At 72.5% G+C, this 22,793-nt stretch carries 19 protein-coding genes; 10 read left to right on the forward strand and 9 right to left on the reverse strand.

What is annotated here, in order from left to right; all coding sequences use genetic code 11:
* Positions 1-33 precede the first annotated feature (33 nt).
* A complete protein-coding gene (locus KBX00_RS08750) occupies positions 34-1,182 on the reverse strand; it encodes a CapA family protein (protein WP_210825100.1) in 1,149 nt (382 codons plus the stop codon).
* Positions 1,183-1,240: 58 nt separating this feature from the next.
* Positions 1,241-1,903 carry an adenosylcobinamide amidohydrolase gene (locus KBX00_RS08755; RefSeq protein ID WP_210825101.1) on the reverse strand — a complete coding sequence of 221 codons (663 nt, stop codon included), beginning with the start codon at positions 1,901-1,903 and terminating at the stop codon, positions 1,241-1,243.
* Positions 1,904-2,123: 220 nt separating this feature from the next.
* On the opposite strand from KBX00_RS08755, the gene KBX00_RS08760 reads away from it, so the two are divergent.
* From KBX00_RS08760 to KBX00_RS08795, 8 genes are all read left to right on the forward strand, one after another.
* Positions 2,124-2,801, forward strand: coding sequence for a Crp/Fnr family transcriptional regulator (locus tag KBX00_RS08760; protein WP_013736306.1), 678 nt, complete (start codon positions 2,124-2,126; stop codon positions 2,799-2,801).
* 160 nt (positions 2,802-2,961) lie between these two features.
* Positions 2,962-3,582, forward strand: coding sequence for a TetR/AcrR family transcriptional regulator (locus tag KBX00_RS08765; RefSeq protein ID WP_210825104.1), 621 nt, complete (start codon positions 2,962-2,964; stop codon positions 3,580-3,582).
* A gap of 11 nt (positions 3,583-3,593) precedes the next feature.
* Positions 3,594-4,394: a TIGR03084 family metal-binding protein gene (locus KBX00_RS08770; RefSeq protein ID WP_210825106.1), complete on the forward strand. Its 801-nt coding sequence runs from the start codon at positions 3,594-3,596 to the stop codon at positions 4,392-4,394.
* A gap of 32 nt (positions 4,395-4,426) precedes the next feature.
* Positions 4,427-6,139 carry an acyclic terpene utilization AtuA family protein gene (locus KBX00_RS08775; protein ID WP_210825279.1) on the forward strand — a complete coding sequence of 571 codons (1,713 nt, stop codon included), beginning with the start codon at positions 4,427-4,429 and terminating at the stop codon, positions 6,137-6,139.
* The gene (locus KBX00_RS08780) at positions 6,136-7,344 is read left to right on the forward strand and encodes an acyl-CoA dehydrogenase family protein (RefSeq protein ID WP_210825108.1); all 1,209 of its coding nucleotides are present in this window, start codon (positions 6,136-6,138) and stop codon (positions 7,342-7,344) included. The genes KBX00_RS08775 and KBX00_RS08780 overlap by 4 nt, the downstream gene beginning before the upstream one ends.
* Positions 7,341-8,942, forward strand: coding sequence for an acyl-CoA carboxylase subunit beta (locus KBX00_RS08785; RefSeq protein WP_210825110.1), 1,602 nt, complete (start codon positions 7,341-7,343; stop codon positions 8,940-8,942). Before KBX00_RS08780 ends, KBX00_RS08785 begins: the two co-directional genes overlap by 4 nt.
* A 58-nt stretch (positions 8,943-9,000) precedes the next feature.
* Positions 9,001-11,016, forward strand: coding sequence for a biotin carboxylase N-terminal domain-containing protein (locus KBX00_RS08790; RefSeq protein WP_210825112.1), 2,016 nt, complete (start codon positions 9,001-9,003; stop codon positions 11,014-11,016).
* Positions 11,013-12,203 carry an acyl-CoA dehydrogenase family protein gene (locus KBX00_RS08795; protein WP_210825114.1) on the forward strand — a complete coding sequence of 397 codons (1,191 nt, stop codon included), beginning with the start codon at positions 11,013-11,015 and terminating at the stop codon, positions 12,201-12,203. Before KBX00_RS08790 ends, KBX00_RS08795 begins: the two co-directional genes overlap by 4 nt.
* Positions 12,204-12,300: 97 nt before the next feature.
* Here KBX00_RS08795 and KBX00_RS08800 read toward each other — a convergent pair whose 3' ends face one another.
* From KBX00_RS08800 to KBX00_RS08810, 3 genes are all read right to left on the reverse strand, one after another.
* Positions 12,301-13,428, reverse strand: a complete 1,128-nt coding sequence (locus KBX00_RS08800; RefSeq protein ID WP_210825116.1) for a hypothetical protein — start codon at positions 13,426-13,428, stop codon at positions 12,301-12,303.
* Complete coding sequence (locus KBX00_RS08805) at positions 13,425-14,366, reverse strand: transporter substrate-binding domain-containing protein (RefSeq protein WP_210825118.1); 942 nt, start codon at positions 14,364-14,366, stop codon at positions 13,425-13,427. Before KBX00_RS08805 ends, KBX00_RS08800 begins: the two co-directional genes overlap by 4 nt.
* 94 nt (positions 14,367-14,460) lie before the next feature.
* Entirely contained in the window at positions 14,461-15,075 is a 615-nt protein-coding gene (locus KBX00_RS08810; protein ID WP_210825121.1) for a hypothetical protein, read from the reverse strand.
* A 79-nt stretch (positions 15,076-15,154) separates the two neighbouring features.
* Between KBX00_RS08810 and KBX00_RS08815 the strand changes: the two genes are divergently transcribed.
* Together KBX00_RS08815 and KBX00_RS08820 are read left to right on the forward strand one after the other, a co-directional pair.
* A complete protein-coding gene (locus KBX00_RS08815; protein WP_210825123.1) occupies positions 15,155-15,508 on the forward strand; it encodes a helix-turn-helix domain-containing protein in 354 nt (117 codons plus the stop codon).
* 163 nt (positions 15,509-15,671) lie between these two features.
* The gene (locus tag KBX00_RS08820) at positions 15,672-16,007 is read left to right on the forward strand and encodes a hypothetical protein (protein WP_210825125.1); all 336 of its coding nucleotides are present in this window, start codon (positions 15,672-15,674) and stop codon (positions 16,005-16,007) included.
* Between the two features lie 24 nt (positions 16,008-16,031).
* Here the strand turns inward: KBX00_RS08820 and KBX00_RS08825 are convergent, their stop codons facing one another.
* The 4 genes from KBX00_RS08825 to KBX00_RS08840 form a co-directional block, all read right to left on the reverse strand.
* Positions 16,032-17,507, reverse strand: coding sequence for a serine/threonine-protein kinase (locus KBX00_RS08825; protein ID WP_210825127.1), 1,476 nt, complete (start codon positions 17,505-17,507; stop codon positions 16,032-16,034).
* 31 nt (positions 17,508-17,538) lie between these two features.
* A complete protein-coding gene (locus KBX00_RS08830; RefSeq protein WP_374225268.1) occupies positions 17,539-18,081 on the reverse strand; it encodes a hypothetical protein in 543 nt (180 codons plus the stop codon).
* 227 nt (positions 18,082-18,308) lie between these two features.
* Positions 18,309-21,890: an adenylate/guanylate cyclase domain-containing protein gene (locus KBX00_RS08835; RefSeq protein WP_210825129.1), complete on the reverse strand. Its 3,582-nt coding sequence runs from the start codon at positions 21,888-21,890 to the stop codon at positions 18,309-18,311.
* On the reverse strand, positions 21,887-22,714 hold the full coding sequence (locus KBX00_RS08840) for an MBL fold metallo-hydrolase (RefSeq protein ID WP_210825131.1): 828 nt from the start codon (positions 22,712-22,714) through the stop codon (positions 21,887-21,889). Before KBX00_RS08840 ends, KBX00_RS08835 begins: the two co-directional genes overlap by 4 nt.
* Between the last annotated feature and the right edge of the window lie 79 nt (positions 22,715-22,793).

Here is a 22,793-nt window from a genome sequence, read left to right on the forward strand (position 1 = left end):
TCCGACCGGCTCGGACGTCCGTGCCGCTGGAGATCAGTCCGCGTCGGGCGGACTGATCTTTCCGGAGTCGCTGAGCTGGGCGCCGGTCTTCGCGAAGTCCAGCTCGGTGAGGTCCCGGAGCAGCCCCAGACCACGGTCGTCGGGGTCGATGGTGGGCTTGCGGGCCCCGTCCATGTAGGTGGAGGTGAAGGAACCGCCGGCCCAGGTGCCGTCCGCTTCGAGTGACACCTTGAGCACGCCACCCCAACCGAGTCGGCCGTTGTTGCTCAGCGAGTTGCCGCCGCCGGCGAAGTTGCCCAGGCTGTACGCGATCAGCCTGCCCTTGTAGAACTCCATGCCACGCAGCACGTGCGGACCGTGCCCGACGATCAGGTCGGCGCCGGCGTCGATCATGGCGCGGGAGAACTTGATCGGATCGCCCCGGTTCTCGCCGAGGAACATCTCGGTGCCGGGCCGCACCCGCGTCATCTCCGACCCCTCGGCCCCCATGTGCACCTGCACCACGACGATGTCGGCCTGGTCGGCGGCCTTCTTGATCACCTTTTTCGCGGCCGGGATGTCGGTGAGGCTGTTCGACCACTGGTACGACGAGAAGCCGGCGACGGCGACCTTGACGCCCTTCACCTCGACGACGGTGATCTGGTCGGGTGCGCCGGTGTGCTCCAGCCCGTGCTCCTCAAGGGCCTGCTGGGTGTTCTCGTAGCCCTTCGGCCCGAAGTCGTACCCGTGGTTGTTGGCCTGGTTCAGCAGGTCGAAACCGGCATCGGCGAGATGGGCGGCGTACTCCGGCGGAGCCCGGAACTGGAAGCAGCGGGTGGAGTTGGCACCGCACTTGCCGGTCCCGGTGTCCACCGTCAACGGCTCTTCCAGGTTGCCCATCACCAGGTCGGCGGCGAGCGCCTTCTTCACCGAGTTGAAGAAGCCCTTGCCGTTGTTCGGGGGCAGCCGATCGGGTGCCATGGCCATCACGATGTCGCCGGTGGCCGAGAGCGAGATCTTCTTGACCTCGGGGGCCACGGATTCGACAGGCGCGCCCTCGCCGCCGCCGCCCGTGCCGGGCTGCCAGAGCGGCCCCTCGTCGGTGCCGGCACAGCCGGCGAGGAGAAGGGCGGCGAGCAGCGCCCCCAGCACGGCCAGGGTGCGGCGGCGGGACGGGGGCATGGAGGGGACGGCAGCGTACATCGTGCGCGACCCTACCGGGCCGGTATCGCAGAATCGACCGCCGATCGGGTGAGGAGCTTCAGCCTCGGAGCCGATCCGACCATGGGACGACGGTGTCGCGACCCACCGCCAGCACGGCGGCGTGCACCGCCCGGGCCAGCGGCGCCCCCCAGGTGGAGCGGGGGCCACCATAGGCGTTGATCGGCCCGTCCGGTGGGCAGAGCACGGCGACGGCGTCCGTCGGCGTACCGGTGCCGGGCAGCCCGAGTTCCGCGATCGCCTGCGCCTTGGCCTCGGTGACCGTGGCGACCGCGTTGACGAGCGCCGCGTCGCCGAGCCGCGCCGGAACGTACGCCACGATGTTCACCGTGCCGACCGGCTGCGCCGGTGCCGCCACGGCGGGTGCCGCCGCCGGCACCGGAGTGCCCAGACCGACGGTGGCCCAGACCTGCACACCGGTGTCGGTCCGCCGGGTCACCTCGGTCACGTCGACCCCGGTCATCAGGCCCACCCCGGGCCCGTCCAGGCGGAACCCCCGGGCCAACTCGGCTAGGTGGTCGGCGGGGTCGTCCCGGTCGTACGACATGGGCACCGTCGCGTTCAGCACCCACCGACGTACGCCGATGCCACCGCCCAGCGGCGCGGAGCTGACCGCCCGCAGCGGTCGCCCGGCCCGCCAGACGAGCACCGGAATGTCACGTTCGTCCTCACACCGGGTGGTCAGCAGGGGCTCGGGCAGCACGGGGTGACCCTACGTCCGGGTCTCCGCACCGCCGACCCCGGCCTGACCAGGCGCGGGATTCTAAAGGGTGATCACGACGGGCACGTTACGCCCAACGATCAAGATTCCAGGGGTGCACCTCTGATTACTGCTCACGTGCGCCTAGACTGGTCGGCGCGCGAGGGATCAGCGAACGGCGGACCCAGGCCGAGCAGACGGCACGCGCAACCGGAGGTGCGCGATGGACGAGGTACTGGCCCGCAGCGGGATCTTCCAGGGTGTCGACCCGGAGGCGGCCGAGGCGCTCGCCAAGGAGATGGAGACGATCGAGGTCCGCAAGGGCGAGGTCGTCTTCAACGAGGGCGAGCCCGGCGACAGTCTCTACATCCTGCTGTCCGGCAAGATCAAGGTTGGCCGCCGGGCAGCGGACGGACGGCAGAACCTGATCGCCGTGATGGGTCCGTCGGACATGGTCGGCGAGCTGTCGCTGTTCGACCCGGGTCCGCGTACGGCGACCGCGACCGCGGTCACCGACAGTCGGCTGGCCCGACTGCGCAAGCAGGCGCTGCGGCCCTGGCTGAACAACCGCCCAGAGATCGCCGAGCAGTTGCTGCGGGTGCTGGCCCGCCGGCTGCGCCGGACCAACGACGCCCTCGCGGATCTGATCTTCACCGACGTGCCCGGCCGGGTGGCCAAGAACCTGCTCCAGATGGCCGGGCGCTTCGGCACCCGCGACGGCGGCGTGCTGCGGGTCACCCACGACCTGACCCAAGAGGAGATTGCGCAGCTCGTCGGCGCCTCCCGAGAGACGGTGAACAAGGCCCTCGCGGACTTCGCCTCGCGCGGCTGGCTCCGGCTGGACGGCAAGAGCATCATCATCCTCGACCCGGAGCGCCTGGCCCGCCGCGCCCGCGTCTGACCTCCCCAAGCCCACCTAACTGGGCGTACAACTTCAGGGTTGTTGTTGCTTGCCGCGCGCAGCGCGCCGGATGCAGCAACAACCCTGAAGTTGCGCCGTCGACGGCGCAGAAGAAAAAGTCAGTATTGACTGTTTGTTTTTTGGGCGGCAGGCTGGTCGCGTGCCTGCCGCATCGACTCGCGTCCCTCAGCAGGAGCGCAGTCGCGCTACTCGGGCCCGGTTGCTGGAGGCGACCGTCGACTGCCTGGTGGAGCACGGCTGGTCCGGCACCACCACCACCGTGGTGGCCGCCCGGGCCGGCGTCTCCCGAGGTGCCCAGCTGCACCACTACCCGACCCGGACCGCCCTGGTGACCGCCGCCGTCGGGCACCTCACCGAACGGCGGGCGATCGAGCTGAGGGCCGAGGCTGACGCCCTGCCGGCCGGCGCCGACCGGCTGGACCGGGTGGTGGACCTGCTGGCCGCCGCCTTCACCGGACCGCTCTTCGTCGCCGCCCTCGAACTCTGGGTGGCCGCCCGCACCGACGCCGAGCTGCGGGCCGCCCTGCTGCCGCTGGAAGCCCGGATCGGTCGGGAGATGCACCGACTGACCGTCGAGCTGCTCGGGGTGGACGAGCGGCGCCCCGGCGTACGCGAGGCGGTGCAGGCCACCCTGGACCTGCTGCGCGGGCTCGGTGTGGCCAACCTGCTCAGCGACGACTCGACCCGCCGCGCCGCGCTGCTGCACGGCTGGAAGGCCCAGCTGGCGGCGCTGCTCGCCGGCCCGGAAACCGCACCCTGACCGGAGGCACCATGGTCGACCTGACCGCCCTGCTCAGCGATCTGGCCACCGAGTCCGAGCAGTTGGACGCGCTCGTCGCGGCGCTGCCGCCGCAGGAATGGGAGCGGCCCACCCCGGCCGAAGGCTGGACGATCGCCCACCAGATCGCCCACCTGGCCTGGACGGATCACGTGGCCCGGCTCGCCGCGACCGACGCCGACGCCTTCTACGCCTCGGTGACCGCCGCACCGGACCCCGGCCGGCTAGTCGACGACGGCGCGGTGGCCTTCCTCGCCCCGCCCGCCGTCCTGCTCACTCGCTGGCGGGAGGGCCGCTCGGCACTCGCGACAGCCCTCGCCGCCGCCCCCGCCGGAGAGAAGCTGCCCTGGTACGGCACCCGCATGTCACCGGCCTCGATGGCGACGGCCCGGATCATGGAGACCTGGGCGCACGGCGAGGACGTGGCCGGGGCGCTCGGCGTCACCCGGCCCGTCACCGACCGGCTGCGGCACATCGCGTACCTCGGCTTCCGTACCGTCGGGCACAGCTTCGCCGCCCACGGCCGGGCGGTGCCCACGGCGCCGGTCCGGGTCGAGCTGACGGCACCCGGCGGACAGACCTGGGCCTTCGGCCCGGCGGACGCGACCGACCGGGTGACCGGTCCGGCATTGGACTTCTGCCTGCTGGTTACCCGGCGCCGGCACCGCGCCGACACCGCCCTGATCGCCACCGGACCGGTCGCCGACGGGTGGTTGGACGTCGCCCAGGCCTTCGCCGGCCCGCCCGGCACCGGCCGCGCTCCCCGAACGACAGCGTCGGGAGCGCAGCCGTGAACGCGCGCGGCGGCGGCCCGGAGGTGCCGCCGGTGAGCGACGTGCTGCGGGTCGGCAATGCCTCCGGTTTCTACGGGGACCGCTTCTCCGCGTGGCGGGAGATGCTCGACGGCGGCCACCTGGACGTGTTGACCGGGGACTACCTGGCCGAGTTGACCATGCTCATCCTGGGCCGGGACCGGATGCGCGACCCCGATCTGGGCTACGCGAAGACGTTCCTCCGGCAACTGGAGGGCTGCCTCGGCACCGCGCTCGACCAACGGGTCACGATTGTCACGAACGCCGGTGGGCTCAATCCGGCCGGGCTGGCCGCCGCGATCCGCGCCCTCGCCGACCGGCTCGGGCTGCCGGTCCGGATCGGGTACGTCGAGGGCGACGCCCTGACCCGGCCGGACGCGCTGACCGCGAACGCGTACCTCGGTGCGTTCGGCATCGCCGCCTGCCTCGACGCCGGGGCGGACGTGGTGGTGACCGGCCGGGTCACCGACGCCTCGCTGGTCGTCGGCCCGGCCATCGCCCGGTTCGGCTGGCGGCGCGGCGACCTCGACGCGCTGGCCGGAGCCACCGTCGCCGGGCACCTGATCGAATGCGGGGCGCAGGTCACCGGCGGCAACTTCAGCTTCTTCACCGAGTTGCCCGACGGCGGACGCCGCCCGGGTTTTCCGGTCGCCGAGCTGCGCGCGAACGGCTCGGCGGTGATCACGAAGCAGCCCGGCACCGGCGGCGCGGTCACCGTCGAGACGGTCACCGCGCAGTTGTTGTACGAGGTGGGCGGGCCGGCCTACCTGGGCCCGGACGTGGTGACCCGACTCGACTCGGTCCGGCTGAGCCAGGACGGTCCGGACCGGGTGCTGGTCAGCGGCACCCGGGGCACCCCGCCACCGGACACCCTCAAGGTTGGCGTCAACAACCTCGGCGGCTTCCGCAACTCGATGACGTTCGTGCTCTGCGGGCTGGACATTCCGGCCAAGGCGGCCCTGGTCCGGGAGCAGTTGACAAACACGGTCGGCCCGGACGGGTTGGAGTTCACCCTGGCCCGCACCGACCACCCGGACGCCGCCGACACCGAAACGGCCAGCGCACTGCTGCACGTACACCTGCGCGACGGTGACCGGACGCGAGCCGGGCGGGCGTTCTCGGCGGCGGCGGTCGAGTTGGCCCTGGCCTCCTACCCGGGCTGCACCCTGACCACCCTGCCCGGCGACGCCACCCCGTACGGCGTGTTCACCGCCGACGCCGTGCCGCAGGAGGCGGTCGACCACGTCGCCGTGCTCCCCGACGGCACCCGGTTGCCGATCGACCCACCGCCGGTGAGCGGGTCGGTCGCCGCCGAACCGCCGACCGAGGTCGCCGGCCCGGCGGCGACAGGTCCGACCCGGCGGGGCCTGCTTGGTGAGCTGGTGGGTGCCCGATCCGGTGACAAGGGCGGCGACGCGAACCTGGGGGTCTGGGCGCGTACCGACGCGACCTGGCCGTGGCTGCGTGGCTGGCTCACGGTGGCCCGGCTGGCGGAGCTGCTGCCGGAGACCGCTCCGTTGACCGTCGAGCGGTACGAACTGCCGAACCTGCGCGCCGTCAACTTCGTGATCCGGGGACTGCTCGGTGCCGGGGTGGCCGCCTCCACCCGGTTCGACCCACAGGCCAAGGCTCTCGGTGAGCTGCTCCGCTCCCGGATCGTCGAGCTGCCGGTCGAGCCGGCGGCCAGCGACGGAGCGGCACCGGTCGACCGGGAGGTGCGGCCGTGACGATCGTGGACACTCCCGAGCGGCGGCAGTTGCGGGAGCTGACCCGCGCCTTCGTCACCCGGGAGGTGCTGCCGCACCTGGACGACTGGGAGCGGGCCGGCGAAGTGCCTCGCGAGCTGCACGCGACCGCCGCGAAGATCGGTCTGCTCGGCATCGGCTTTCCGGAGTCGGTCGGCGGCAGCGGCGGCGATCTGCTCGACTCGATCATCGTCACCGAGGAGATCATCCGTTCCGGTGGCTCGTCGGGGCTGGTGGCCGCCCTCTTCACGCACGGCATCGCGCTGCCGCACATGGTCGCCGCAGCCGGCGCCGGGTCGGGCGGCAGGCTCCCCAGGCGATCCGACGCCCCCGGAAGCGTCGACCCGACCGGCCGGGAGCACGACCTGATCGACCGGTACGTCCGGCCGACGCTCGCCGGTTCGATGATCGGCGCGCTGGCCATCACCGAGCCCGACGGCGGCTCGGACGTCGCGGGCATCCGCACCCACGCCCGCCTCGACGGCGAGCACTACGTGGTCAACGGCGCGAAGACCTACATCACCAGCGGAGTCCGGGCGGACTTCGTGACCACCGCGGTCCGCACCGGCGTGCCGGGCAGCGGGACGCTGAGCCTGCTGGTAATCGACAAGGGAACGCCCGGCTTCACCGTCGGCCGACGGCTGGACAAGCTCGGCTGGCACTGCTCGGACACCGCCGAACTCTCCTTCGTCGACGTACGGGTGCCGGTGGCGAACCGGATCGGCGAGGAGGACACCGGCTTCCTCGCGATCATGCAGCAGTTCGCGGCCGAGCGCCTCTCCCTGGCCACCCAGGCGTACGCCATCGCGCAGCGCTGCGTCGAGCTGGCCGTCACCTGGTGCCGCGACCGGTCCACCTTCGGCCGGCCGTTGGCGAGCCGGCAGTTGGTCCGGCACCGGCTGGCCGAGATGCACACCCGGGCCGAGGCCGCCCGGGCGTACGTGCACCAGGTGGCCGCCCGGGTGGCTGCGGGTGAGCCGGTGGTGACCGAGGTGGCGATGGCGAAGAACGTGGCGGTCTCGGCCGCCGACCGGGTCGTCGACCAGGCCCTGCAACTGCACGGCGGCTTCGGCTACCTGCGCGACGCCGAGGTGGAGCGGCACTACCGCGACGCCCGGATCCTCGGCATCGGCGGCGGCACCACCGAGATCATGAACGAGATCATCGCGAAGGGAATGGGCCTTTGAGCACGCTCGACACCGCGATCGACAGATCCTCGCCGACCTTCCACGCGAACCGCGGCGCGCTGCTGGACAGCCTCGCCGAGCTGGACGCCGCGCTCGACACCGCCCGGGCCGGCGGCGGCGAGAAGTACGTGACCCGGCACCACAAGCGCGGCAAGCTGCTCCCCCGCGAGCGCATCGAGTTGCTGGTGGACCAGGACAGCCCGTTCCTCGAACTGTCGCCGGTCGCCGCGTACGGCACCGATTTTCCGGTCGGGGCCAGCGTGGTGACCGGGATCGGCGTGGTCGAGGGCGTGGAGTGCCTGGTCGTCGCGAACGATCCGACGGTACGCGGTGGCGCGGTGAACCCGTGGTCGCTGGCGAAGACCCGGCGGGCCGGCGAGATCGCCCTGGCCAACCGGTTGCCGATGGTGAACCTGGTCGAGTCGGCCGGCGCGGACCTGCCCAGCCAGGCGGAGATCTTCATTCCGGGTGGCCGGGTGTTCCGCGACCTGACCCGGCTCTCGGCCGAGAAGATCCCCACGGTCAGCGTCGTCTTCGGCAACGCCACCGCCGGTGGCGCGTACGTGCCCGGGATGTCCGACTACACGATCATGATCCGGGACCGCTCGCAGGTCTACCTGGCCGGGCCGCCGCTGGTGAAGATGGCCACCGGTGAGGACGCCGACGACGAGTCGTTGGGCGGCGCGGCCATGCACGCCACCAGGTCCGGCCTGGCCGACTTCCTCGCCACCGACGAGCGCGACGGCATCCGGCTGGCCCGACAGTGCGTACGCCGGCTCAACTGGCGCAAGCGGGGTCCGGCACCGCGCAACCCGATGCCGCGACCGCCGAAGTACGACCCGGAGGAACTGCTCGGCATCGCCAGCGCCGACCTCAGGGTGCCGTTCGATCCGCGCGAGGTGCTCGCCCGGGTGCTCGACGGCAGCGAGTTCGACGAGTTCAAGCCGGCCTACGGCACCGCGCTGGTCACCGGCTGGGGTGAGCTGCACGGTTATCCGGTCGGTGTGCTGGCCAACGCCCGGGGCGTGCTGTTCAGCGAGGAGGCGCAGAAGGCGACGCAGTTCATCCAGCTCGCCAACGCCACCGACACCCCGCTGATCTTCCTGCAGAACACCACCGGCTACATGGTCGGCACCTCCTACGAGCAGCGCGGCATCATCAAGCACGGCGCGTTGATGATCAATGCGGTGTCGAACTCGACGGTGCCGCATCTGACGGTGAACCTGGGCGCCTCGTACGGCGCGGGCAACTACGGCATGTGTGGCCGGGCGTACGAGCCGAGGTTCCTGTTCACCTGGCCCAACGCCAGGTCGGCGGTGATGGGACCGGCGCAGTTGGCCGGGGTGCTGTCCATCGTGGCCCGACAGGCCGCCGCCGCCCGGGGCCGCGAGTTCGACGAGGACTCCGACGCGGCCATGCGGATGATGGTCGAGCAGCAGATCGAGTCCCAGTCCGGCGCGCTGTTCCTCTCCGGTCGGCTCTACGACGACGGGGTGATCGACCCCCGGGACACCCGTACCGTCCTCGGCCTCTGCCTGTCGGCCATCCACAGCGGACCGGTGCAGGGCGCCGACGGCTTCGGCATCTTCCGATTGTGAGCGCGAGGAACGCAGCGAAGCGGAGTCCCGCAGTCGCGAACGAAGGGAGACACAGCAGGTGATTCGCAAGCTGCTGGTCGCGAACCGGGGGGAGATCGCCCGCCGGGTCTTCGCCACCTGCCGGGCACTCGGGATCGAGACGGTCGCCGTGCACTCCGACGCGGACGCCGACGCGCCCTTCGTCGCCGAGGCCGACCAGGCCGTCCGGCTGCCCGGAAACACCCCTGCGGAGACGTATCTGCGGATCGACCTGATCCTGGATGCGGCCCGCCGCTGTGGCGCGGACGCCGTCCATCCCGGCTACGGATTCCTCGCCGAGAACGCCGAGTTCGCCACGGCGGTCGTCGACGCGGGCCTGACCTGGGTCGGCCCACCCGCGAAGGCGATCGCCGCGATGGGTGACAAGCTGGCCGCCAAGGCGCTGCTCGCCGAGGCCGGCGTACCGATGCTGCCCACCTGGACCGACCCGGGGCAGGTGGGCCGCTTCCCGGTGCTGGTGAAGGCGTCCGCCGGGGGCGGCGGGCGTGGCATGCGGGTGGTCCGCGACGCCGCCGGACTCGCCGAGGCCGTCGCGGGCGCGCGCCGCGAGGCGGCGTCGGCGTTCGGCGACGACACGGTCTTCATCGAGCGGTACGTCGAACGGGGCCGGCACGTCGAGGTGCAGATCTTCGGCGACAGCTTCGGGACGGTGGTGGCACTCGGCGCGCGGGACTGCTCGATCCAGCGCCGGCACCAGAAGATCGTCGAGGAGGCACCCGGCGCGCTGGCCGACGAGGCGCGGGAGCGGCTGCACGAGGCGGCGGTGGCCGCCGGACGAGCCGTCGACTACGTCGGGGCCGGTACGGTCGAGTTCCTGCTCGCACCCGACGGGGAGATCCACTTTCTGGAGATGAACACCCGCCTCCAGGTGGAGCATCCGGTCACCGAATTGACCACCGGGCTGGACCTGGTACGGCTGCAACTGCTTGTCGCCGAGGGCCTGCCGCTGCCACTGGCCGCGACGCCACCGGCCACCGGACACGCGATCGAGGTACGCCTCTGCGCCGAGGAGCCCGCGCACGGGTACCGACCGGCGACCGGCACCCTGCACCGATTCGCCCTGCCCGGCGTGGCGGTCGAGTTCGGGCCGCTTGCCGCGCCCGGCCTGCGGCTGGACTCCGGCGTGGTCGACGGGTCGGCGGTGAGCGTCCACTACGACTCGATGCTCGCCAAGGTGATCGCCTGGGCGCCCACCCGCACGGAGGCGGCCCGCGCCCTGGCCGGTGCGCTGGCCCGCGCCGAACTGCACGGCGTGGCCACCAACCGGGATCTGCTGGTCCGCGTCCTGCGCAGCCCGGAGTTCGCCGCCGTCGACGTCGACACCGGCTTCCTGGACCGGCACCCTGGGGTGTTCGAGCCGATCCTGCCCGCCGCCGAGGTGCCCCTGGTCGCACTGGCCGCCGCGCTGGCGTCGGCCGCCGCTCGCCGGACGACCGCCCCGGTGCTGGCCGGCCTGCCCTCGGGCTGGCGCAATGTGCCCGCCTTGCCGCAGGTCATCCGATTCGCCGGCCCGGACGGCGACGCAATCGAGATCCGCTACCGGCTCGACCGCTCGGGCAGCCTCGCCGAATGGTCGGTCTCCCCCGCCGCCTCCGCGAGCCCGGAGGGCGACACCGGCCCGGCGACGCCGGCCGTCGCGTTGGTCGAGGCGTACCCGGAGCGCGTCGTGCTCGATGTCGACGGGGTGCGGCGGGCCTACCGCGTACACCGGGTGGGGTCGCAGTTCTTCGTGGACGGCCCGAAGGGGGCGGCGGACCTGACCGAGTTACCGCGTTTCCCGCTGCCCACCGCGGAGCTGGCCGCCGGATCGCTGCTCGCGCCGCTGCCCGGCACGGTGGCCCGGGTGCACGTCGAGGTCGGTCAGCGGGTGGCCGCCGGTGACCTGCTGCTGACCCTGGAAGCGATGAAGCTGGAACATCCCGTGCTCGCCCCCACCGACGGTCTGGTCACCGAGCTTCCGGTGCCGACCGGCGGTCAGGTCGACACGGCCGCCGTGCTGGCCGTGGTCACCCCCGACGAGGAGTCGCCGTCATGAACTTCGACCTCACCCCCGAGCAGGACCAGCTCCGTGACGCCGTGCGGGCGTTGGGCCGGCGGTACGGCCACCGGTACTTCGTGGACAAGGCGAAGGCCGGCGAGCACACCACCGAGCTTTGGCAGGAGGCCGGCCAGCTCGGCTACCTGGGCGTCAACATCCCCACCGAGTACGGCGGCGGCGGAGGCGGCATCACCGAGCTGGCCATCGTCTGCGAGGAGCTGGCGGCGGCCGGCTGCCCGCTGCTGCTGCTCGTCGTCTCGCCCGCCATCGCGGCCACCGTCATCAATCGGCACGGCACCGAGGAGCAGCGCAAACGCCACCTGCCGGGCCTCGCCGACGGCTCCCAGAAGATCGTCTTCGCGATCACCGAGCCGGAGGCCGGCTCGAACTTCCACCGCCTGGGCACGGTGGCCCGCCGCGACGGCGACGACTGGGTGCTCTCCGGCCGCAAGTGCTACATCTCCGGCGTCGACGAGGCCGGGCACGTCCTGGTGGTGGCCCGCGTCGCAGTCGGTGACGGCGGTACCGGCCCGGGGGAGGCGGCGCCGCAGAAGCTGAAGCCCGCACTGTTCATCGTGCCGACCGATGCGGCGGGGCTGACCCGATCCATGCTGGACATGGAGATCGTCTCCCCGGAGAACCAGTTCCTGCTCTACCTGGACGACGTCCGGCTGCCCGCAGACGCGCTTGTCGGTGAGTCGCTGGACGCCGGCCTACCCGCCCTGTTCGCCGGGCTCAACCCGGAACGCATCACGGTCGCCGCCATGGGCGCCGGCACCGGCCGGTACGCCATCGAACGCGCCTCCGGGTACACCGCCACCCGTTCGGTGTGGGGCGGCCGGACGATCGGCTCCCACCAGGGCGTCGCACATCCCCTCGCCCACGCGGCCGTCCAGGTCGAGCTGGCCCGGCTGATGATTCAGAAGGCGGCGGCGCTCTACGACGCCGGACGCGACCTGGAGGCTGGTGTCTCCGGGAACATGGCCAAGTACGCGGCCGGCGAGGCCGCCGCCCTCGCCGTGGACACCGCCGTGCAGGCGCTCGGCGGCGCCGGCATGACCACCGAGTACGGCGTGGCCACCCTGCTCGGTGCGGTACGGGCCGGCCGGATCGCCCCGGTCAGCCGGGAGATGATCCTCAACTTCGTCGCCCAACACGTCCTCGGCCAGGACAAGTCCTACTGACGCGATCATCACGAGATGCGGCATGTCGCGCGATCACTTCCGGTGGAAGGCGCAACATGCCGCAACCCGCGACGACGGACGCGCCGTCGCGCGAGGCTCAGCGGCAGGCGGCGTCGACCCGGTGGACGGGGCGTACCCGCCGGCCCAGCCCTTCCAGCAGCGAGTCCTCGACGTGGAAGTCGTGGATGCGCAGCCGGTACCGGGGCAGTTCCTCCTCCGAGGGGCAGAGCACCTGTCCGCGTACCTGGTCGACCGGCACGTAGCGCACCCCGCCACGCTGCTCAAGGATCACCATGTTGACGTCGTCGGTGGTCACCACGTGCCCACGGATCTCCTCGGCCGCACCGGCAGAGGTCGCACCCGGCTCGCCCACCGTGGTCACGGTCAACGGCAGCACCGGCGTGCTGATCACCGGCAGCGCCGCCCAGACCAGCACCACCAGCACGGCGAGTTGGGTCACCGGGGCGAGTGGCTGGATGACCATCCGGGGCAGCGGCCCGGCGACGAAGAGAGCCAGCAGCGGTGGCACGACAAGGAGCACGATCGGTAGCGGCTCACCCTGCCGCCAGGCGTCGCGCAGCGTTGGCACGAGCAGCCAGAGGTAGCCGGCGTACCCCCCGACGATGATCAGAGCACGGACGGCGGCACGTTCGTGCAGGCGTTCCGGCCGCAGTTGGAAGGCCGCCGCGAAGGCGGGCAGCAACAGCGGAAGGTACAGCAGCGGCCAGGTCACCAGCGCCATCAGGAAGCTCGCCACGACGAACCAGCCCGGCGTGATCTCCGTCCACCGGGCGAAGAGCGGCCGGCGGGCCAGTCGGTGCCCGCTGGCGGCGAGCACCCCGCCGAGCGCGAACACCGCGACCAGCACGGTGGAGAGCAGGCGGGCCGCCGTGGTGAGGAAGCCGGCGAGCAGGTTTACCGGCCCCACATTGGCCACCAGCAGCAAGGTGGTCTGCAACTCGCCGCCGGCCTCGATACCGAGCCGCAACACCGAGAAGATCGCCGGTACGCCGACCACCGCCGTCCAGAACGACTGGCTGGCGCGGGCCCGCCGCTCCACCTGATCCCAGCTGCCGGCGGCCTCCGTCGGTAGCGCTACGGGGGTCGGTTCGACCCGCCCCGCCGGGATCGGCAACGCCGGTGGCGGCGCGGCTGCCCGCAGTACGGGCGGGGGTGGACCGTCGGCGCCCGGATCGTCGGAGGCGGTGGCGGGTGCCGCACTCATCGTTGCGGTGCCTTGTCGTCGAAGTCCACAAGTCTCGGTACGTCGAGCGGTTGCGGTTGCCGCTTCTCGCCCCGCAGCCACGGCCCCAACGTGCGGTTGTACGCGGTCAGCCACGGGCTGGCCTCTCCGCTGCGTCCCTGCTGGTAGCTCTTGTCGAGAAAGTAGGCGACCAGGTCGCGCAGCGCCGGGTCACCGATCGGCACCCCGACGCCGAGCAGTTCGCTGGTGCCGAACGGCATGTCGACGATCTCGAACTCGGTCGGGTACCGGGCCAGGAAGCCCGCGAGGATCGTCTCGTCGGAGCTGACCGCGTCGTAGTTGCCGGCCCGGATGCCCTTGACGCAGTCCCAGACGTCCTTCACCACAAGCGTCCGGACCTGGTTCTTCTCCAACTCCGCCTCGGTGGTGGAGCCGCCGCTGGTGCAGATCCGGTACTTCGGGTTCCGCAGGTCCTCGATGGTGCGGATGGTGTCCTTGTGCCGGGTCGGAACCAGCACCTCCTGTGTGGTCACGAAGTACGGCCCGGCGAAGCTGACGAGCTTCTTGCGTTCTTCGGTGATCGAGAAACTGGAGACCACCAGGTCCACCACCCCGCCCTGGAGGGCCGGGATCCGGTCCTCCGTGGACACCGCCACGAACTCCAGCCGGTGCTCTCCCTCGTAGCCGAGGGAGGCGGCGATGTACCGGGCGATCTCGACGTCGAACCCGACGTGGTCCCCGTCGCGGATCTCGCCCATCAGCGGTTCGTCGTCGGCCACCCCGATCCGTAGGACCGGCTGGCCCCAGATGTGCGACTCGCGGAGCTTCTCCTGCACGGATGGCAGGTCCGGCTCCTGCTGACTGTCGCAGCCGGCCGCCGCACCGAGCAGCAGGGTCAGCGCGACCGCCGCCGTGGTGGCCACCGAGCGCCACCGGGAGCTGGAGAGGCTTACACCCATTGGCAACCTCGCTACGGTTCGGTGTCTCGTGTGGCACTGAAAGTAGCCGTCCGTGTCGAGGCAGCACCATCCGGCTGTCGGTCTCGGCGTGCGTTCAACGCCCGGAGAGCCGGATCAGCGACAGCAGGTGGGCGACCAGGGTGATGGGGACGCCGAAGGCGGGGACGAGACTCATCGGCAGGGTGGACATGAGTCCGGTGTCGAGATCGGCGCGCAGCAGACCGGCCGGACTGGCCGAGTAGAGGACGCCGAGAGTGACGGCGAGAATCAGGTCGGCGATGCCCAGGGCCGTCCAGACGACGAAGGTCCGGTTGGCGCGGTCGACCACGAAGGCCGCCACCAGTGGCGCGGTCAGCCCGATGGCCACGTCGCCGAGACCGGCCGGCAGGGCGAAGCCGGCCGGCAGCGCGTCGACGGCGGCGAGCGCCAGGAACGCCAGTCCCGCGACCCGCCAGGTCTGCAACAGGGTGAGGAACCGTAGATCGAGGCTGCGGGCCCAGGCACGGAACCGTGACGAGCGCACGGCGAGGACGAGCACCGTCAGCGGCGGGACACCGGCGGCGAGCGCGAGAGCCACCGGCGGGTCGCCCGGTGGGGTACGGAAGGCACCCAGGGCGCTCGCCGCGAGCGCGGCGCAGAACCAGCCGACCGCGACCATCGCGGGTGGGCTCGACAACCAGGAAGACCGGGTACGCGCGGGCTCGGTCACGGACCCCTCCAAGTGACTTGTGTTTTGCAAGTGACTCTAGGGAGGTAGCTTGTAATTCGCAAGCGACTCGGAGGTGCGAATGTCATCGACCCGGAACCCGGCGCCCCGCTCGGACTGCGCGATCGCCGTCACGCTGGACCTCATCGGCGACAGATGGTCCCTGCTCATCGTGCGTGACCTGCTGTTCCGCGGCGAGCTCAGATTCGCCGACCTGGCGTCCTCGGCCGAGGCGATGCCGACCAACACGCTCACGGACCGGCTACGTCGGCTGGAGGAGTGCGGAATCGTCGGACGTCGCCCCTACAGCGAACGTCCCCGGCGGTACGCGTACCAGCTGACCGAACGCGGCCGAGACCTCGCGCCGGTGCTGGACAGCATCGCCACCTGGGGCACCACCCACCTGCCCGGCACCCGACGGCTCGGTGCCGGCTGACCCGGACCGGTGGCGCGCGTCACCCGCGCGAAAGGGCGCATTTCCGACTCGCCCGGCGCTGTCGCAACACGCTGTTCATCCGGCAAGCTGTTGTTTGTCAGCTGTTCCGCGTGGTGAAGCTGGCTGCTGTTGACAGATCGGCAATCTCCGACATTCTGGACGGGTGAGACGGTTCCCGGGATCCGACGCACGGACCGTGGCGGTGGTCGCGGCCCTGGCGGCGTTCTGGCTGCTCGCGGTGCTGGTGGTGGGGCGTCGGCAGGATCTGCTCGGGGTGGCGGGCGCGCTGCTCTGTGTCCTGCTCGCCACCGTCGCGGGGGTGGCCGTCACCGCTGCCCGCCAGCGCGACGCGGACGCGCGACCCGATCGCGGGCAGGCGTCCGTGGGGCCAGGGATCCAGCCGTCCGGGATCGATGCCGACACGCTGGAGATCCTGGGCGACCGGGAGGCGGTCCGCGCGATGCGGGACCGGCATCGACGCGATCGGCAGGGACGCTGACCCGCCGCTCGCGGCAGGGACGGGTCAGCCGCTGGTGAGCGTGGGTGAAGCCAACCCGTTCAGACCCCGCCCGGCCAGGCACCGGTAGGTGGGATCGGTGTCCGCGTCCGCCGGCGGTAGCACCTCAAGATTCCAACCAGCCGCCTGGCGCAGCCCGCTGACCAGGCGGAACGTCTCCTCGTTGCAGACCTGACGCACCCGGGGATCCGCGACGATCTCGTCGTGGCCGGCATTGGCCAGCGCGGCCGGCAGTTGCCCCTGTACGTAGCTCTCCCAGGTGTGCCGGGCGTCGCAGGGCATTCGGCTGGCCTCGGCCCGCTGGGCTCGCACCTGCACCGGCCCGAAGCACTCCAGTTCCGTCGCGCACTGGGCGCCGGCGGGCAGCGCCTCCGGGTGGGTGGCACACCCCGGGCGGAGCATCCCGGTTGCCGCCGGACGGGCCGGGACGCTGGGCTGCGGTGCCGGCCCGCCACCGGCCGCCCAGGCGCCGACGCCCGCCGAGGCGGCGAGAGCAACCACCCCCGCCGCGCCGAGGAACCAGCGTCGGCGCCGGCTGCGCTCGGTGGATCCGCCGCTGGCCGGCGGTGCGGGACGGCCGGCGTCGTGGCCGCCGGTGGCAGCGCCGCCGATCGGTGCCACCCCGGGACTCACTCCGCCGCCGGCTGGGGCCGACCCGTCCAGCGTGAGGTTGGTGAGCATGTCCCGCAGTTCAGCGGCGGACGGCCGGTCTCCGGGATCGTTGGCCATGCCGGCCCGCAGCACGTCGATCAGATCGTTGGGGACGCCGGGCAGGCCGGGGATCGGCTGGTGGAACATCTCCAGCACGGTGACCAGGCTCGGGTTCCGCTCGCTCTGCCAGCGTGGCGGCCGGCCGTGCATGACCGCGTAGAGGGTGGCGCAGAGCGCGTACACGTCGACGGCCGGCGACGGTGGACTGTGGCTGAACATCTCCGGCGGCGCGTACGCCGGGGTGAGCACCTCCAGCGCCACGGAGGCGTCCCGCATCTCGGCGACCACGGCGAGCCCGAAGTCGGCTAGTACCGCCGGGTTGAAGTGCGAGTGGAGGATGTTTGCCGGCTTGACGTCGCGGTGCAGCACACCGGCGGCGTGCGAGTGGGCGATGGCATCTGCGATCTTGATGCCGAGATCGCGGGCCTCGACGGCGCCCAGCGGCGAGTTGCGCATCCGCTCGGCGTACGACCCGTCACAGAGTTCCATGATCAGGTATGGGTGCTGGTCGATGGTGACCCCGACGTCGAACAGGTCGACCACGTGCGGGTGGGACGACATCCGACCGGCCGCGCGCGCCTCGCGCAGAAAGCGGGCCTGGTCCCGGTCGCTGACCAGCGTCCGGTTCTCCACCTTCACGGCGACCTCGCGACCCACCGAGATCTGCGTCGCCCGGTAGACGGTGGCGTAGCCACCTCGGGCAAACACCTGCAAATCGGTCAGACCAGGCACGATGGGCTTCGGCAGGGCGCCGGGCGGGGTGTCGGTCACAACTTCGAAAATACCGAACTCTGCCGGCCGTTCACCGAACCGCATCGGTGGCCGGCCCCACAGCCGATGTTCCGGCACGGCGCCGGTCGCCGTCCTGTTCCGGTTCGTCAGGAATCGATCCGCTTCCGCCCTCCGTGTCGATGGCGCCCGGGCCACCGGTGGCATCCGTGTCCGTGGACCGGCGCGCGTCCCACCAGAGGCCGCCGGCGGTCGCCAACGCACCCAGGCCCTCCCAGGCCGCCACCCCGAAGAACCGCCCCGGCGCGATGTCGGCCAGCACCGCGAGGGTGAAGACCGTGAACGTGACCAGCCGGAACACCACCGTGAAGCGGTAGAAGACGCGCCACTCGGTGGCCGTGGCGAGCAGGTAGTAGACCCCCATGTTGAACGAGGCCATCGACGAGGCCGTCACGAAGACACCCGTGTAGTCGCCCGGTGCGCGGCTCGGTGGAATCTCGAAACCGAGCATCCGCAGCAGCGCCTCCGGCCAGAGCAGGCCGACCGCTCCCATCACCAGCGCCAGCACGCCGAACACCGCGATCGTCCACCCGGCGACCGAACGCGGCAGCCTCATCTTCGCCCCCCTCGACGGCACGACCGACGACATCGACGGTTGCGTGCACCCGCCACGCTAGCCGCCCGTCTCGACCGGCCACATCCCCGAAACCGGCAGATCCGCGCCGGCTACCGATCGACCGGACGAGTCCGGCCGAGGACCCCGACCCGGTTCCTCGACACCGCCCCCGCGCCGGCACACCGGCGGCGCCCGCCGAACGAGGCACGTCGACGTCGGCGGTGCGGTCAGCCGGGGGTACGCAGCCGGTTCAGCAACGCCTCCGCGGCGGCCCGCTCGCTGCGCTGCTCGGTGGCGTACGCCAGCCGGACCGCGTCCTCGGCGCTTGCCTTCGCCTCCGCCGGCCGCCCGCACGCGGCCAGCGCCTCAGCCAGTACGCTCGCCGCGACCACCTGGCTGCGGACGTCCTCGGCCTGCACCCGCACCGCCCGACTGGCCCAGTCCAACGCCTGTTCGCGCTGACCGTGGGCGAGCAGGGCCGAGGCGTAACGCGCCATCGACTGCCGGCGGGAGAAGAGCAGGGACGGGGTGGTGGCCGCCATCGTCGCGACCGGGGCGAGCAGGCCGACCGCGGTACCGGAGTCGCCGGCCGCCAACCGGGCGGTGGCCAGCAGCACCCGGGGGGCGACCTGTGCCGGCGCCTGCGGATTGTGCGGTTCCACCGTGGTGAGCACTGCGCGGGCGTCCCGCTCGGCGGCGGCCACGTCACCCATTTCCAGCGAGACGAAGCCACGCAGCGTGCCGGCCATCCCGGTGAGCAGCGGGTGAGCCGTCCGGTGACCGTACGCGAGCGCGTCGGTGAGCAGGTCTGCGGCGTGCTCCGGTTCGCCCAGCCCCCGGGCGACCACCCCCCGGACGACAAGCGCGAAGCCCTGCCCCCAGTCGTCCGACGCGGCGGCGAAGTCGCGGTACGCCCGCCGCGCCTCCCGGTCGGCGTCGACCAGCTCACCCAGCTCGGCGTTGGCGTACGCGTCGACCGCCCGGAGGGTGCCCACCGCCCACGCCTCACCGACCCGTTCACCGAACGGCAGGAAGACCCGGGCCAACCGGCGCGCCTCCCGCAGCCGACCGGCGAGCAGCCGGGCGAAGGCGGTGGTGCCACGCAGCCACGCCCGTCCGTACGGGTCCTTCAGCTCGGCGAAGAGCCGGGCGGCCCGGCCGAGCACCGCATCCGTGCCGGCGAAGTCGCCCCGGGTGGTGGTCACCCAGGCCAGGTTCTGCAACGACCACGCCTGTCCCCGACGGTCGCCTACCGCCAGGCTTACCTGGTAGGCCGCCGCGAGTCGGCTGCTGGCCTGGCCCAGCCGGCCGACCAGGAAATCGGTCATGCCCAGCCGGCGCATCGCCGAGGCGCGCAGGGTGGGCAGGTCGGCGTCGCCGGCCACCTGAAGCGCCTCCCGCCAACAGGACTCGGCCCGCCGTAGGTCGCCCATCACCTGCTGGGCCTGCCCGGCCAGCAGCAGGGCGCTGGCCCGGGTCGCCGGATCTCCCGCGTTCGCGGCGATCTTCTCGGCCGAGGCCAGGGCGTCGGCCGCCCGACCGACCTGGAGCAGGGCCCGGGCGTGCGCCACCCGGTCGACCGCGGGTATTCCGTCGCGGGCCAGCTCGGCGGCGCGTTCGGCGTACTCGACGGCCAGTGCCGGCTCCCCTGCGTGCAGCGCCCGGCGGGTGGCCCGGCCCAGCGCCGCCACGCCCAGCGGTGCGACCGCCCGGGCCGGTGCGTCCGGACGTAGCGTGACCGCGTCGGCAAGCGCGCTGGCCCGCTCGACGTGCTCGGCCACGAAGTCGTCCCGAGCGCCCTCCGGGAAGCCGCCCGGCCCGGTGCCGCTCGGGCCGGCGGTCTCGGTCATCGGAGCCGCCCAACGCGCCAGCGCGGCGTGCCGTTCCGCCAGTTCCGCCTTGCTGATCCCGGAGTACGCGGCCTCCCGCATCAGCGGGGTGGCGAAGGCGTAGCCACTGCGGGTGCGGTGCAGCATCCGGCGTTGCAGCAGCTCCTCGACGGCTCGTTCAAGCTCGACGGCGGCGACGGCGGCGGGGCGGCCGTCCCGACCGGTGCGCTGCTCCCGCAGCGCCTCCAGCGCACCGTCCGGCACGGTGTCGCCGACCACGGCCGCGTCCCGTAGCACCGAGCGGGCCTCGGCGGGCAGGGCGTCGATCCGGGCGGCGAGCACCGCCGCGAGGTCCCGGGAGAGCAGCCGGCTGCTCAGGGAGCCGGGCGCCAGCCGCCAGCTGTTGCGTGCCCCGGCGGTGAGCGCGCCGCGCTCCATCAGCAGGGTGACCAGTTCCGCCAGGTAGAAGGGATTTCCCTGGGCGGTGGCGAGCAGCCGGTCGGCGTCGGCCTGGGGTAACCGTCCACCGCCGAGGTAACTGGTCAGCAGCCGGGCCGCATCGGCACCACGCAGCGGCGGCAGCGGCTGCACCTCGGCATCGGAGACCCGGGCCAGTGTGCCGGCGGCACGGACCAGCTCGGGCCGGCCGAGCAGCAGCACCAGCACCGGTCCGGTGAGCCGGGACAGGGTGATCTCCAACGCGTCGATGGTCTCCGCGGTGGCGTCGTGCAGATCGTCCACGATCACCACCAGCGGCGCCTCCTCGGCGAGCGCGCTGAGCAGGTCGGCCACCGCGTTGGGCACCGCGTCGGCGTCGGCCGGCGGCTGGGCGCTGCTCCACTCACCCTGGTCGGTGGGGCCGCCGACGGGCAGTTCCGCGTACCCGAGCAGAGCCAGGAGTTGGTCGGTGGCGACCGGGGCCGGCTCGGTCCGGGTACGGCTGAGTCGTTGGCCGAGCCGGCGCAGCCGTTCCTCCACGGCGGCCCGGGTGACCGCGGTCGCGGCGTCGTTGGGCAACCCCGTGGCGGCGCGTACCAGGTCGGCGAGGGGTGCCAGCCGGCGACGCTCGCCGAACGCCGCACAGCGCACCGACAGGACCCGGGCGCCGGTGTGCGCGGCGTACCGGCCGGCGCCGACGTCGTAGCCGGCGGCGAGGCGCTCCACCTCGGCGGCGAACCGGGACTTGCCGATGCCCGCCTCGGCCGTCATCAGCAACACCCGGGGCTCGGTACGGTCGATCACCTCGGCGAGTCGGCCGGCCACCCGACCGATCTCGGTCTCCCGGCCCACGAACGGCGCCTCGTCGCCCAGACCGGAGCGGGTACCCGGCGCGTCCAGCAGACCGAGCAGCTCGTACGCCTCGACCGGCTCGCGCTTGCCCTTGAGCCGCAGCGGCCGCAGCGCCCGCCAACTCGCCACGTGCCGGGTCGCCGCCGCGGTACGGCCACCGGCGTAGACCGCGCCGACGGCGGCGGCGTCGGCCAGCCGGGCGGCGGTGTTCACCGTGTCGCCGATGACGGTGTACTCGATGGCGGCCTGAATACCGGCGATCACGTCGCCCGTGTTGAGGCCGACCCGCAGTCCCAGCGGCGCGCCGCCGCCCCGCTCGTCGTCGAGCACCCGGCGCACCGCCCGCTGCATGGACAACGCGGCGCGTACCGCCCGCTCGGCGTCGTCCTCGTGCGCCACGGGGGCACCGAAGACCGCCATGATCCCGTCACCGGTCAGCTTGTCGACGTGCCCGCCGAAGGTCTTGACCGCACCGGCCAGCGCGGCCAGCACCCGGTCGGTGACCGCGCCGACGCGTTCCGGGTCGAGATCCTCCGACCAGGAGGTGAAGTCGGACAGGTCGCCGAAGAGCACGGTCACCACCCGGCGCTCGGCTGCCGGCAGGGTGGCGGCGGCCGGCAGCGCGGCGCCGCAGTTGTGGCAGAACCGGGCGCCGGGCACCGCGACGGTTCCGCACACCGGGCAGGTCACGCTGGATCCAACCTCGCGTCGCCGCCGTCGGATTCCCGGCCGAGGTATTCGAGCTGGGCGCGTACCGACCATTCCGCCGCCCACCACAGCGACCGGTCCACGTCGGCGTAGACCGCGGCGACCACCTCGGCCGCGCTTCTCGCGCCGGCGTCCAGCGCCGTGCGGACCTGGTCGAGGCGGGCGCGGCGGTGGGCGAGGTAGAAGTCGGCGGCGGCACCGCAGTCGGCCAGCGCCGGACCGTGCCCGGGCAACGCCGGGATTCCCCGGTACGTGGACAGCAGTTCCAGGCTGGCCAGATAGTCGCCGAGGTGCCCGTCCGGATGGGCGACGACAGTGGTACCTCGACCGAGGATCGTGTCACCGGTGAGGACCACCCGCTGCCCGTCGCGCTCGGCGAGGAAGCACACCGAGTCGGCGGTGTGCCCGGGGGTGGTGACCAGGCGGACCGCCAGGCCGAAGCCGCCGAGGTCCTCGCCCGGCTCGGTGAGTGGCGTGCCGCCGATGGTGTGCGCCGGGTCGGCGGCGCGGACGTGCGCCCCGCCGAGCAGGTCGTGCAGACGCGCGGAGCCCTCAGTGTGGTCCGGGTGCCCGTGCGTGATCAGTACCAGCCCGACCGGCCCCTGCGCGACGATCGCCGCGAGGTGCGCCTCGTCCGCCGGCCCCGGATCGACCACCAGAGCCGGCTCGCCGGGCGCGGCCCGCAGCACCCAGGTGTTTGTGCCGTCGAGCGTCATCGCCCCCGGGTTGGGTGCCCGCAACAACGTCACCCAGTCCGGCAGTTCGCTGGCGAGGGCGGTCACCGCCCCCGTCACATGCCCTCCCATGGCTGCGATCGTACGACTCCGCGAGCGTACCCCCGCGATCTTGCAGTTCCGGTCGCCGATTCGTCCTCGTTAGGGGTCT

It is taken from the genome of Micromonospora sp. C95 (genome assembly GCF_018070465.1).
GTDB lineage: Bacteria > Actinomycetota > Actinomycetes > Mycobacteriales > Micromonosporaceae > Micromonospora.

What these genes read in the sequence shown, in the direction of transcription:
- KBX00_RS08750 (WP_210825100.1), bottom strand. Translation starts at nt 1,182, where the DNA reads ATGTACGCTGCCGTCCCCTCCATGCCCCCGTCCCGCCGCCGCACCCTG.
- KBX00_RS08760 (WP_013736306.1), top strand. Translation starts at nt 2,124, where the DNA reads ATGGACGAGGTACTGGCCCGCAGCGGGATCTTCCAGGGTGTCGACCCG.
- KBX00_RS08770 (WP_210825106.1), top strand. Translation starts at nt 3,594, where the DNA reads ATGGTCGACCTGACCGCCCTGCTCAGCGATCTGGCCACCGAGTCCGAG.
- KBX00_RS08795 (WP_210825114.1), top strand. Translation starts at nt 11,013, where the DNA reads ATGAACTTCGACCTCACCCCCGAGCAGGACCAGCTCCGTGACGCCGTG.
- KBX00_RS08800 (WP_210825116.1), bottom strand. Translation starts at nt 13,428, where the DNA reads ATGAGTGCGGCACCCGCCACCGCCTCCGACGATCCGGGCGCCGACGGT.
- KBX00_RS08805 (WP_210825118.1), bottom strand. Translation starts at nt 14,366, where the DNA reads ATGGGTGTAAGCCTCTCCAGCTCCCGGTGGCGCTCGGTGGCCACCACG.
- KBX00_RS08815 (WP_210825123.1), top strand. Translation starts at nt 15,155, where the DNA reads ATGTCATCGACCCGGAACCCGGCGCCCCGCTCGGACTGCGCGATCGCC.
- KBX00_RS08830 (WP_374225268.1), bottom strand. Translation starts at nt 18,081, where the DNA reads ATGAGGCTGCCGCGTTCGGTCGCCGGGTGGACGATCGCGGTGTTCGGC.
- KBX00_RS08840 (WP_210825131.1), bottom strand. Translation starts at nt 22,714, where the DNA reads ATGGGAGGGCATGTGACGGGGGCGGTGACCGCCCTCGCCAGCGAACTG.